Genomic DNA, 11,979 nt, shown 5'->3' on the forward strand with positions numbered 1-11,979 from the left:
ATATATGTTGTAAATACTACGCCCTGGTATACTACAAATAAGAGCAGTATTGTTTAAGTAGAAAAAATAGAGATCTGTGCTACCATCAAGGTATCTAAAATCAAAAAATTGTTCATCTGGGTATAGATTTATTCCCAGATGAACAATGTCAAAACCGCCACTGATAATAATGACGGTTTTTTATAGTTTAAACAAAATTTAAAGGCACTTTAGAATATATTTTATAATGTTACTGTTAGCTAAAGGGAGTATAGGGGGATAATGTTGATGGTTACTAAAATTTTATTATACGTTTTTATATTGTTTAATATTTTAGGATTACTCTATTGGATTGGTGCAATGATTAAATAAAAATAGGATTTAGGAATTAATAAATAGTTTTTCTTTATTATATGGCATGGAGACGTTTTTTTCTCTTTTGTATCGGTTCAAGGTCAACAGAGTATATAAATTAAAATACTTATCGAGACTTAAGTGATATACATCTGACCTGAAAATAATTAATGAAAATGCACTTGTATAAAGAATAAGGCTCATTAGGTTCATATTTCCAGAAAGAATAAAATTAATGTGCATAAAGAGACAAGTAAGGATAGAAGGTATGGTAAATAAACCTGCTATAAGGAATATGCCAAGTATAATTTGGACAATTGGGATAACATAATTCAAAACCATCACATGCTCTAAAGCTATATTCTCTATGAAACTCTTATAAAAGGTTGGGACATGGGAATTTTGTAATGAAATTATTAGATAATCCTTCAAAAATAAACCTGGTTCTTTAAACCAAAACTTTTCGGTAATTTTGGTCACACCTGCCAATAACCAACCTACTCCAAAAAGAATACGCATTAAAACAAAAAGAAATGAAAGGAATCTTACATTTTTCATTATTTTCATTTAACCTCCTAAATCTTATTTTTCCTAAAGGCATTTATTTTGCCTGAGGGAAACTTTTTGATCAAAAAAATTACTAAAAGTTATTTAGGTATTATCCCTAATAAATCATATGCCTTACTGCTGAAATGTTTCCTCCATGCACAAAAGTTTACCATACGCAAAAAGATTTTGTAAATATATATTTATATATCAGGTACTTTAAGAAAAAGTGTGAAATCACCCTGCTGTTATTCTCCCCCCACTTATCAGAGGATATTGTTGAACGTAACGAAACTTGGGAGATTAAAAGATTTAATTATAATCAAGAATGTCTTTGGACTTAATATTCCAATATCTGTTCTATTTATGAAAGTACCTGACCCCCAGCGCGTGGTCAAAATCGGTGATATCCCCCATTTCTGCATAGAATTCAGCACCCGTAACAACTCCTATTCCAGGTACAGCTAAAATAATAGCGCCAGGGGTCTCGATAAACAGGTCTTCAATTTTCTTCTCTAACCGTTTAATTTGATTATCTAATAATTCTAACCGGTCTAATTTTTGAGCAAGAAGATAGATATCAACCTCTACATTCTCCTTAGGCTGAGAAATAGAGCTTTGTGCAAAATCTAGTAAACATTCAATCGTACTATCACGCAGTTTCAAATTTTCACGAATAGATAACTCACGTAACCCTTCTTTACCCAGTTCTAGAATATCGTTAGGGTGTGGGTAATGTCTCATCATATAGCGCGGGGCTTTACCAAACAATTTAGAGAAGGGTTGGACATGTTTTCGCTTTCCATTATCCCAAATACTTTTTCCTTGGAATTCACGAAATACATGGTCTATATGCATCCGAATTAAGTTCTGTGTAGAAGTCCGGTCATCAACTAATTCACGGCGTGCGCGAGTTAATTTTTGTAAAGAACCTATACTGCCTGAACGTAGCTCACTAGATGTTCCTCTCCCGTGGATCAATGACTGTATAATAGCCATGAGATCAATATTATCTGTTTTAGACCAATTTAAGAGAGCTTGCCTTTCTTGGTCCGTTGTCGCTGCATTTATGATTCGGACACGGTATCCTTCTTTATGACATCGACGAACAAGATCTTCGTAATAATGCCCAGTGGTTTCAATTCCTACCACAACCTCTTTCATACCATACTTTTCTCTTTCCTCCCGAATATGCTTTTTAACTATGTCTAACCCTGTTAGAGACGCATCAAACTCAAACGGTTTAACTAATATATCCCCATAGAACGTACAAATCATTGCTTTATGTGTATACTTAGCCGCATCAATTGCCACCATTAATAGGTTTTCAGTCCCAGTTTCTCTTATAAACTTTGCCCACTGACTTCCGTTTTTCCCTTGAATATGGTTCAATAATGTATAAGTCATCGTTTTCATCTCCTTTAGTAAAGGTGTTGTAACTGGAAGTACTGTGGTAGGTCCTTCTATTTTACAATGAAAACGGTGGCCTTTTTTATTTCCTTGAACTATTTTCTATACTAGGCACCCTTTTAAAAATATTTTGAATTTTTTGACCTAATTTCAAAATAAAGGATTGTATGAAATCACTATTAATGATAGTATACTAATAAGTTTAATAGTATAACACATATACTCAAAAATTGAGTAGAAAGTATAACCTAATTAGTCTATAAAACAACAAAATTCGTCAAAGGAATAGGAGGTCGGATGTGAAAAAGAAGGATATTGTTTACGTAGTATCTGATTCGGTTGGCGAAACAGCTGAGTTGATGGTAAAAGCCGTTGCATCACAATTTAATTGGGAAGATGTTGAAATTAAGCATATTTCCTACGTAGAGGATATTAACGATCTTAATAATGTCATTACTGCCGCTAAATATAATAATTCCATCATTGCCTATACGATCGTCATACCGTCTTTAAAGCAATTTCTAGACCAGAAGGCAGAGGAAACAGGAATTACGGCGATTGATTTATTAAATCCCCTGATGGATGCATTTATCCAGAAGTTTAATAAAGATCCTGTTCGTCAGCCACGGCTTATGAGGAAATTAGATGATAATTATTTCCGCAGAGTGGAAGCGGTTGAGTTCGCAGTAAAATATGATGATGGACAAGATGTAAGAGGGATTAAGCATGCAGATATTGTGCTAATTGGGGTTTCTAGAACATCCAAGACACCGCTTTCAATGTATTTGGCCCATAAACGATTTAAAGTAGCAAATGTACCTTTAGTCCCAGAAATTGCACCTCCTGATGAACTTTTTGATATTCCGAAAAATAAATGTGTTGGTTTAATAATAACACCAGATAAACTGAATGAAATTCGCACGGAACGACTAAAAAATTTAGGGTTAACAACCCAAGCGAATTATGCGAGTTTGGATCGGATCCTTAAAGAATTAGACTATGCAGAAAAAATTATGAAACGAGTAGGTTGTCCGGTTTTAAATGTCTCAAATAAAGCGATAGAAGAGACGGCGGATTTAATATTAGCGATGTTAAAAAAGAGAGGGGCAGTATTAAATGGATAAATTTGTTTATATGTTTGATGAGGCGATCAACAAAACAAAGGAACTTTTAGGAGGCAAGGGAGCTAATTTAGCAGAAATGACTCGAATTGGCTTACCTGTTCCTTATGGTTTTACCATTACGACAGAGACGTGTAATAAATATTATGATGCGGGAAAATCGATTTCACCAGAGATGGAACGTCAAGTTTTAGATGCCCTTAACACCCTTGAAGAAAAAACAGGTAAAAAGCTGGGCGATCCATCCAAACCGCTACTTGTTTCCGTCCGTTCTGGTGCAGTGCATTCGATGCCAGGAATGATGGATACCATTTTAAATCTAGGTATGAATGACGATACTGTCGAAGGTCTAGCAAAGCTAACAGACAATCCACGTTTTGCTTATGACTCTTACCGTAGATTTATTCAAATGTTTAGTGATGTTGTCCTAAAAATAGATGGTTTTTATTTTGAACAATTTTTGGAAGAAATCAGGGAAGAAAAGGGTTACACCTCAGATCCTGAAATGACTGCAGAAGATTGGAAAGAAGTGATCAAAGGATACAAAGAGATTGTAACAAAGCATTCGAAAAGGGCGTTTCCTGAGGATCCAAAGGAGCAGTTATTCCTTTCGATTAGTGCTGTTTTTGATTCATGGAATAATCAGCGTGCTCTCGTATACCGTCGTATTCAGAATATTCCCGATCATCTTGGGACAGCTGTTAATATTCAAAGCATGGTGTTTGGAAATATGGGTAACGATTCTGGGACTGGTGTTGCGTTTACTCGTAATCCTTCTACAGGGGAAGCTGAGCTTTACGGTGAATATTTAATAAATGCTCAGGGAGAGGATGTTGTTGCTGGAATTCGTACCCCGCAACCCATTGCTACCCTTCAAGATGAAATGCCAGAAGTATATCAGCAATTTGTAGATACTTGTCAACTTCTTGAAAACCACTATCAAGACATGCAAGACATTGAGTTTACAGTAGAACGTGGTAAACTATTTATTCTGCAAACACGGACGGGAAAAAGAACCGCTCAAGCAGCCATTAGAATAGCCGTTGAGTTAGTAAAAGAACAACTTATTAGTAAGAAAGAAGCGATCCTGCGTGTTGATCCTGATCAGCTTAACCAGCTGCTTCATCGCCGAATTGATGATTTATATGAACGGAAACAGCTAGCTAAAGGTCTACCAGCTTCTCCAGGGGCTGCAACAGGGCAAGTCGTATTTGATGCCGATGAAGCAGAAAAATTAGCAAAAGACGAAATAAAAGTAATTCTTGTTCGCCCTGAAACGACACCTGACGACATTCATGGAATTGTCGCAGCTCAAGCAACAATTACTAGCCGTGGAGGAATGACAAGTCATGCCGCAGTGGTTGCAAGAGGGATGGGGAAAGCTTGTATATGTGGCTGCGAAGCATTAAAAATTGATTTAAAATCAAAGCAGTTTAAAGTAGGAGATACGATTGTCAACCAAGGTGATGTGATTTCGATTGATGGTTCAACAGGTGAAATCTTCTTAGGTGAGATTCCAATGATCGAGCCACAGCTTTCTGACGAGTTTCAATTGCTACTTACTTGGGCAGATGAGGAAAGAAAACTTGGCGTAAGAGCCAATGCTGACAATCCTGAAGATGCTAAAAAAGCTCTTGACTTTGGAGCAGGTGGGATCGGATTATGCCGTACAGAACATATGTTTATGGACGCCAAGCGAATTCCAACTGTACAAGAAATGATACTTGCAGAAACCTATCAGGAGCGTGAAGATGCGCTAGCGAAGTTATTGCCAATGCAGCAAGAAGATTTTGAAGGAATCTTTGAAGCGATGCAAGGAAACCCTGTAACGATTCGTCTATTAGATCCGCCGCTTCACGAGTTCTTACCGGATAAAGAAGAACTTCTGGTTGAGGTGACAAAACTACAAATCACCAATTCAAATGCTAAGGAATTACAGGAGAAAGAGCAGCTTTTACGAAAAGTACGCCAATTAGATGAAATGAATCCAATGTTAGGTCACCGTGGTTGCCGGTTGGGAATGACTTTTCCAGAGATTTACGTGATGCAAGCGAAAGCAATCTTTTATGCGATTACGAAGCTAGTGGAAAAAGGGATCGCTGTAAAACCAGAAATTATGATTCCATTGGTTGGACATGTCAATGAGTTAAAAGAAATGCGCCAATTAGTCATCAATGCAGCGCTAAACATTGAGGAAGAAACAGGACAGAAATTTGATTATCTCATTGGTACGATGATTGAAGTACCACGAGCAGCATTAACAGCTGACCAGATTGCCGAAGAGGCGGACTTTTTCTCGTTTGGAACGAATGATTTAACCCAAACGACTTTTGGCTACAGTCGAGATGATGCAGAAGGTAAGTTCCTTCAAGCTTATATTGAAAACAAAGTTCTTCCAGAAAATCCATTTGCTTCTCTTGATCAAGATGGAGTAGGAAAACTAGTTGAAACGGGCGTAAAGCTTGGTAGGGGAATAAAGCCAGGCTTAAAAACAGGGATTTGCGGAGAGCATGGAGGCGAAAAGAAGTCCATCCAATTCTGCCAAGATGTAGGCTTGGATTACGTAAGCTGTTCACCATACCGTGTACCTCTTGCACGCCTTGCAGCAGCTCAAGCAAATATTAAACATGAACAAAAACAGCGCGAACTGCAAATACAAATATAATAATGAAGAAGGCTGCCTCTTTGAATTATACCCGAATAATGCACACTTATAAAAAAGTGCCCCATATTCGGGTTTTTTCAGGTCTTTAGAAGAAAAAATCGTATTTAACGCTTTTCCGAAAGAAGTCTCCCTCTTCAAGTGTGTGAAGGGCAAAGCCCAACGGTAAGGGGGAGATGAATTTCGGTTGGGCCATAGCCCAAAATACTCTCTTTATGCTATAATAAGAACATACGTTCTTACTTATTAAGTGAGGTGATGATTTGATATGACTAAACGCAATAAAGCATATAAATTTCGTCTATACCCAACAGATCAACAAACCTTGCTCATCCGCAAAACCTTTGGTTGCGTCCGCTTTGTATACAATAAAATGTTAGCCGAACGAATAGAAACCTATGAAACACTGAAAGACGATAAGGAAGCACTAAAAAAAGTCAAACATCCAACACCTTCCAAATATAAGAAAGAGTTTGAGTGGTTAAAAGAAGTCGATTCTTTAGCACTGGCAAATGCACAACTCAATTTGGATAAGGCTTATAAGGCTTTTTTCAAGGGCAATGCTAAGTTTCCAAAATTCAAAAGCAAACGACACAAACAAAGCTACACTACGAATGTCGTAAATGGAAATATTGAAATGTTGGATGGTCATATCAAATTACCTAAACTGAAAAACATCAAGCTCATGCAACATAGAGAGATTCCTATTGAAAACAAAATCAAGTCATGCACGATTTCCATGACTTCATCGGGGAAATACTACATTTCGATTTTGACTGAATATGAAAAAGAAATAAAGAACAAAGAAGTTAAAACTGTCGTTGGATTAGATTTTGCGATGGATGGTCTATTTGTCGATAGCGAAACAGGTAAGAAAGCCAATTACCCACGTTTCTATCGTCAAATGCTTGGTAAATTAGCAACGGAACAACAAAAATTATCTCGGAAGAAGAAAGGCTCTTCGAATTGGAACAAACAACGCATTCGAGTAGCTAAACTACAAGAGAAAGTGGCGAACCAACGGTGGAACTTCCTCCATCATAAATCGAAAGAATTAGCTACCAACTATGATGCGGTCATTGTTGAGGACTTAGACATGAGAGGAATGTCACAAGCTCTCAAATTTGGTAAAAGTGTAGCTGACAATGGTTGGGGTATGTTCACAGCTTTCTTGCAGTACAAACTAAAAGACCAAGGAAAACATCTCGTCAAAATTGACAAATGGTTTCCTTCTACTAAAACTTGTTCGAGTTGCGGTACGGTACGAGAGATCAAACTATCTGAACGTATCTATCAATGCACTTGTGGACTAAAAATGGATAGAGATTATAATTCAGCACTGAACATCAAAAAAGAAGGAATACGCTTATTAGCGGCCGCCTAATATTCTATAAACTCTTGGAACAAGAGGGTTAGCTTGGTCAATTTCGTCAGCTACCAAAAGTGACGATTACCCAAGAAGCCCCCACTTCAAGCAACCCGAAGGGTGGTAAGTGGTGGGTAGTTCACGATGCTGACTTACAAAGTTGTAATATTAATACTTGAGTTTCGCACCCATGAACTTAATGATCATGTTCCCACTGAATTGTTACAGGTGGTACTGTCAATCTAAAAAGTCCCAACGTTGCTCGCTCGAACACTTCCCATCATCCTCACAGCAGGATAGGAAGTAAATCACTTCCTTGAAAACTTCAAGGCGGCGACTCTACTGTGGTACAATATAACAATGAAAAATAGAATAGGTGCCTAGCATCTATAGGGAGGTAAAGTGTTATGTTGTCAATTGAAGAAATTAAAGAAATTATACCCCATCGTTATCCATTTCTCCTCATTGATCGAATATTAGAAGTAGAAGAAGGGCAACGAGCGATTGGGATCAAAAATGTAACAGCGAATGAAGAGTTTTTTAACGGACATTTCCCAGACTACCCAGTTATGCCTGGCGTGTTGATCATTGAAGCGCTAGCCCAAGTGGGTGCAGTAGCTATTCTAAAAAAGGAAGAAAATCGTGGGAAATTAGCTTTCTTTGCGGGTATTGACAACTGTCGATTCAAAGAGCAAGTAAAACCAGGTGATCAATTGCGTTTAGAAGTTGAAATTGTTCGACTGCGCGGCCCGATTGGAAAAGGAAAAGCAACGGCTTCTGTTGACGGTAAAGTCGTGTGTGAAACTGAATTAATGTTTGCCCTTAAATAAGGACCAGCACCTTAGACGCTTTGATATGTTCAAAGTGCGAGGTGCTATTTTTATATTAACTTAATCGCAATATATGAAATTTAACATTGCCAAACAAATTTTCTGAACGACGAATCATAATAGGAAAAAGAGGAATTTGACGAATTATATAGAATAATATAAAAAAACTGAGGAATCAATGGCGAAAGCTACTACTAAGGAAAAATAGAAAGACTTCAACGGAAAGTGGGGGAGGCTTTATGATCGTATTCTTAACAGGAAGCCAAGCGAAATGAAATCGATTGTCGAAAAATTTGCTAATGATCGTGATAATGTTTGGCACCTGTTTAATCACATGAATGATGGATTAATGATTACGGACTATAAACAAAACATCATTGCGGTTAATCCCTCCTTTGAAAAAATAACCGGTTACATTTTTGACGAAGTTGTCAATAAAAACCCTAGATTTTTACAATCAGGTCAAACGTCGCGTTCAGTGTTCAATGAAATGTGGGAAAAAATAAGAACTGAAGGAACGTGGACAGGAGAGTTGATCAACCAGCGAAAAAACGGTGAACAATTCTGGTCTTATATTACGGTTACTTATATCAAAAAGAAGAAGTTAGAAGATAGTTTTTATATAGGAATTATGAGAGACATTACGGAGAGAATTAAAGCCGAGAAACGAGTGTCCTATTTAGCTTATCATGACGATCTCACCCAACTTCCTAATCGTGCTTTATTTAAAAAACATATGAAAGAGACATTGCTCCATGCAAAACATAACAATGAAAAATTTGCGCTGTTGTTCCTCGACCTCGATCATTTCAAAAAAGTAAATGATTCTCTTGGTCACCATGTAGGGGATTTACTTCTTCAACATATCGCAACGAGGTTGAAAGAAGTCGTAGGAGAACATGGTATGGTCAGTCGCTTTGGTGGCGATGAATTTACGATCTTACTTCATCCTCTACCCAATAAGTGGGCAGCTTACGATATGGTTAATCGCATTATTCATAGCTTTCAAAAACCTGTGGATTGTGCTGGAGAAAAAATATACTCGAACACGAGCATGGGGATTAGTTTTTACCCTGAACACGGGTTGGACTTCCATACATTACTGAAAAACGCTGATAGTGCGATGTACCAGGCGAAGCAAGAAGGTAGAAGTCAATTTCAAGAATATAACTATACGATGAATGAAGGCTCAAGAGAACGACTACAGCTAGAAAGGGAGCTAAGAACAGCGATACAAGACCAACAATTTCAAGTGTATTATCAGCTTCAAGTTGACGTGGACAAAGGTTTGCCTTATGGGATTGAAGCGCTTATCCGCTGGAATCACCCGAAAAAAGGAATTTTGTCACCCGCCGCTTTTCTACCAGCAGCAGAAGAAACAGGTCTGATCGTAAAAATAGATGACTGGGTCTTGCGGACAGCTTGCATGGAAACGAAAAAGTGGCATGATCAAGGGTTTGAAGATTTGGTCATCTCGGTAAATATTTCACAAAAGCAGTTTGATCGATTTGATTTTGTTGAGAGAGTGAAGCACATTTTAAATGAAACGAAATTAAACCCTGAACGACTTTGCCTTGAAATCACTGAAAATATGGCGATCACTCACATCAATCAGGCAGTGGATAAGCTTAATAAGTTAAAAAAGATCGGTGTGAAATTTTCACTTGATGATTTTGGAACAGGGTATTCATCTTTAAGCCAATTAAAACATTTCCCGATTAATACGTTGAAGATTGATAAATCATTTGTACAGCAATCAAGCGAAGAACAAGAAAACCATGCCATCGTAAAATTAATTATTGCCATGGCTAATAGTCTCAATTTCTCGGTCATTTGTGAAGGGGTTGAAACCGAAGATCAGTTAAGGCTGATCAAAAAGGAAGGCTGTAACCATGCACAAGGCTACCTATTTAGCAAACCGCTATCGTTTGAAAAATGTGGTTCTGTGATGAAAAGTATGAATTGTGGTAAATTCTCTAACAGTTTGTAAGAATGTCGTGATATTACCAAAAATCCCTGAATTAGGTAGACGTGGAATTCGCTGTTTGTTACGATAACGTCAGGTTAACAGAAATACATATTGCGTTAACCATATTAAAACCATACGGGGGTTTGATGAACATGAAAAAATTCTTATTAGGATTAGGTACAGCTGTACTAGCTTTAGGAGTATTAGCTGCTTGTGGAGAAACACCTGCTGACGAAGAGGCTCCAGTAGAAGAAGCACCAATCGGAGAAGAAGCTCCAATTGAAGAGGATGCTGACTTAGGCGCAGAAGAGCCTGCAGATGACTTAGAAGATGCTGAAGGCGACCTAGAAGAGCCAGTTGAAGACGACGTTGATCTTGGCGAAGAAGAAGAAGAAGAAGCTCAAGGTTAATAACGAGCGCAATATTTATAGTAATAAGGCTGCCGATCTATGGCGGCCTTTTTTACATGAATGGAATGGAAAGGCTATCTTCAGGATCAAGGTTTTCGCGGTGTCTGTTTAGCTCGAAAAATGTCGAGAAATCGATATATGGGAGGAGGTTGAAAATAAATAGACCAAGATTGAAAATAAAAGCCTCGAACTCAAAAATAAAAGCACGAAATTAAAAATAAAAGGGCTCAACATAAAAATAAACAGAAAAATAAAGAAAAGAGGCAGGAAATTCGCACCAAGACATGGAATCCAATCACGATAAAATAGGATTGGAGTAAGAAAATGATCATAAAAAAGCGAGAAATACCTCTATCCATTCAAAAATTACAGGCATTGCACCGCAGGATCCCTAAACAGCATCCCAAACAGCCAGTAATAAAAGAAAATTTAGCTAAAAGGCTGGCTGGATATAAGGGTGAACACTCAATTGATTACCCAATAAGCTTCCTCCCAGAAAAAAACTACTTCATACTACACGATGTACGACTTTTTGATTCAATGCATTACTTTCAGATGGATAGTTTAGTGCTCAATCAAAAATTTGTACTCATTTTAGAAGTTAAAAACAATACAGGGAGTTTGTACTTTGACCAAGCATTCCATCAACTGATACGAACGTTGGACGGCCAGAAAGAAGCCTTTCCAGATCCTCTACTACAAATTCAGCGCCAAGAGCAGCAATTGAAAAAGTGGTTAGTACATAACCATCTCCCAGAAATCCCCATCCTCTCCTTAGTTGTTATCAGTAATCCCTATACATTACTTCAATCTTCTCCAGAAAATAAATTAATCCATCAAAAAGTGATCCGCAGTGAATTTCTTCCAATGAAAATCAATCAGTTTGAGGAAGAATATCAAGCTGACATCCTTTCTCAGAAAGAGTTAAAAAGGATAATTAGCAAAATGAAAAAACAGCATTCCCCCGTCGATCAAAACATGTTAGAGCAGTTTGAGCTTACAAAAGAAGATTTGATAAAAGGCGTGTTCTGTCCAGCGTGTGATTACCTCCCTTTACGGCGGATTTATGGTACGTGGTATTGCCCCCAATGCACCTGTAAAAATCAAAGTGCCCACATAGGGTCTATAAAGGATTACCAACTCCTATTGGGACCTACCTTTACGAACAGCGCCATGAGAGACTTTTTACAAATTTCTTCCCCTTCCCTTATGACAAGATTACTTCAATCCATGGACATTCCTTATGCAGGCACAAGAAAAGGACGAATTTATCATTTAGTACAGGAGGAGTAATGAAATTCGTGCTACGGATCTCCTTAATGTAACGTTGTT

Annotated in this window: 9 protein-coding genes; 7 read left to right on the top strand and 2 right to left on the bottom strand. The window is 37.6% G+C overall.

Annotated elements, in window-relative coordinates:
* Nucleotides 1–360: 360 nt before the first annotated feature.
* Complete coding sequence (locus tag BK574_RS19440; protein ID WP_142247997.1) at nucleotides 361–900, bottom strand: DoxX family membrane protein; 540 nt, start codon at nucleotides 898–900, stop codon at nucleotides 361–363.
* A gap of 339 nt (nucleotides 901–1,239) precedes the next feature.
* Nucleotides 1,240–2,286 (bottom strand): IS110 family transposase, encoded by a 1,047-nt coding sequence (locus tag BK574_RS19445; protein ID WP_238458052.1) that lies wholly within the window; start codon nucleotides 2,284–2,286, stop codon nucleotides 1,240–1,242.
* Between the two features lie 302 nt (nucleotides 2,287–2,588).
* On the opposite strand from BK574_RS19445, the gene BK574_RS19450 reads away from it, so the two are divergent.
* The 7 genes from BK574_RS19450 (at nucleotide 2,589) to BK574_RS19485 (ending at nucleotide 11,940) form a co-directional block, all read left to right on the top strand.
* On the top strand, nucleotides 2,589–3,413 hold the full coding sequence (locus BK574_RS19450; protein ID WP_078429718.1) for a pyruvate, water dikinase regulatory protein: 825 nt from the start codon (nucleotides 2,589–2,591) through the stop codon (nucleotides 3,411–3,413).
* Nucleotides 3,406–6,075, top strand: coding sequence for a pyruvate, phosphate dikinase (ppdK, locus tag BK574_RS19455; RefSeq protein WP_078429719.1), 2,670 nt, complete (start codon nucleotides 3,406–3,408; stop codon nucleotides 6,073–6,075). The genes BK574_RS19450 and ppdK overlap by 8 nt, the downstream gene beginning before the upstream one ends.
* Nucleotides 6,076–6,340: 265 nt before the next feature.
* Complete coding sequence (locus BK574_RS19465; protein ID WP_078429721.1) at nucleotides 6,341–7,456, top strand: RNA-guided endonuclease TnpB family protein; 1,116 nt, start codon at nucleotides 6,341–6,343, stop codon at nucleotides 7,454–7,456.
* 389 nt (nucleotides 7,457–7,845) lie between these two features.
* Nucleotides 7,846–8,268 (top strand): 3-hydroxyacyl-ACP dehydratase FabZ, encoded by a 423-nt coding sequence (gene fabZ, locus BK574_RS19470; RefSeq protein WP_078429722.1) that lies wholly within the window; start codon nucleotides 7,846–7,848, stop codon nucleotides 8,266–8,268.
* Nucleotides 8,269–8,539: 271 nt separating this feature from the next.
* Complete coding sequence (locus BK574_RS19475; RefSeq protein WP_078429723.1) at nucleotides 8,540–10,258, top strand: EAL domain-containing protein; 1,719 nt, start codon at nucleotides 8,540–8,542, stop codon at nucleotides 10,256–10,258.
* A gap of 131 nt (nucleotides 10,259–10,389) precedes the next feature.
* Complete coding sequence (locus tag BK574_RS19480) at nucleotides 10,390–10,647, top strand: hypothetical protein (RefSeq protein ID WP_078429724.1); 258 nt, start codon at nucleotides 10,390–10,392, stop codon at nucleotides 10,645–10,647.
* A 324-nt stretch (nucleotides 10,648–10,971) separates the two neighbouring features.
* Complete coding sequence (locus tag BK574_RS19485; RefSeq protein WP_078429725.1) at nucleotides 10,972–11,940, top strand: nuclease-related domain-containing protein; 969 nt, start codon at nucleotides 10,972–10,974, stop codon at nucleotides 11,938–11,940.
* Nucleotides 11,941–11,979: the final 39 nt, after the last annotated feature.

It is taken from the genome of Alkalihalobacterium alkalinitrilicum (genome assembly GCF_002019605.1).
Classification (GTDB): Bacteria; Bacillota; Bacilli; order Bacillales; family Bacillaceae_F; genus Alkalihalobacterium; species Alkalihalobacterium alkalinitrilicum.

Excerpts from the sequence above, each read along its gene's own strand:
- BK574_RS19440 (WP_142247997.1), bottom strand. The coding sequence starts at position 900 with ATGAAAATAATGAAAAATGTAAGATTCCTTTCATTTCTTTTTGTTTTA.
- BK574_RS19445 (WP_238458052.1), bottom strand. The coding sequence starts at position 2,286 with ATGACTTATACATTATTGAACCATATTCAAGGGAAAAACGGAAGTCAG.
- ppdK (WP_078429719.1), top strand. The coding sequence starts at position 3,406 with ATGGATAAATTTGTTTATATGTTTGATGAGGCGATCAACAAAACAAAG.
- BK574_RS19465 (WP_078429721.1), top strand. The coding sequence starts at position 6,341 with ATGACTAAACGCAATAAAGCATATAAATTTCGTCTATACCCAACAGAT.
- fabZ (WP_078429722.1), top strand. The coding sequence starts at position 7,846 with ATGTTGTCAATTGAAGAAATTAAAGAAATTATACCCCATCGTTATCCA.
- BK574_RS19475 (WP_078429723.1), top strand. The coding sequence starts at position 8,540 with ATGAAATCGATTGTCGAAAAATTTGCTAATGATCGTGATAATGTTTGG.
- BK574_RS19480 (WP_078429724.1), top strand. The coding sequence starts at position 10,390 with ATGAAAAAATTCTTATTAGGATTAGGTACAGCTGTACTAGCTTTAGGA.
- BK574_RS19485 (WP_078429725.1), top strand. The coding sequence starts at position 10,972 with ATGATCATAAAAAAGCGAGAAATACCTCTATCCATTCAAAAATTACAG.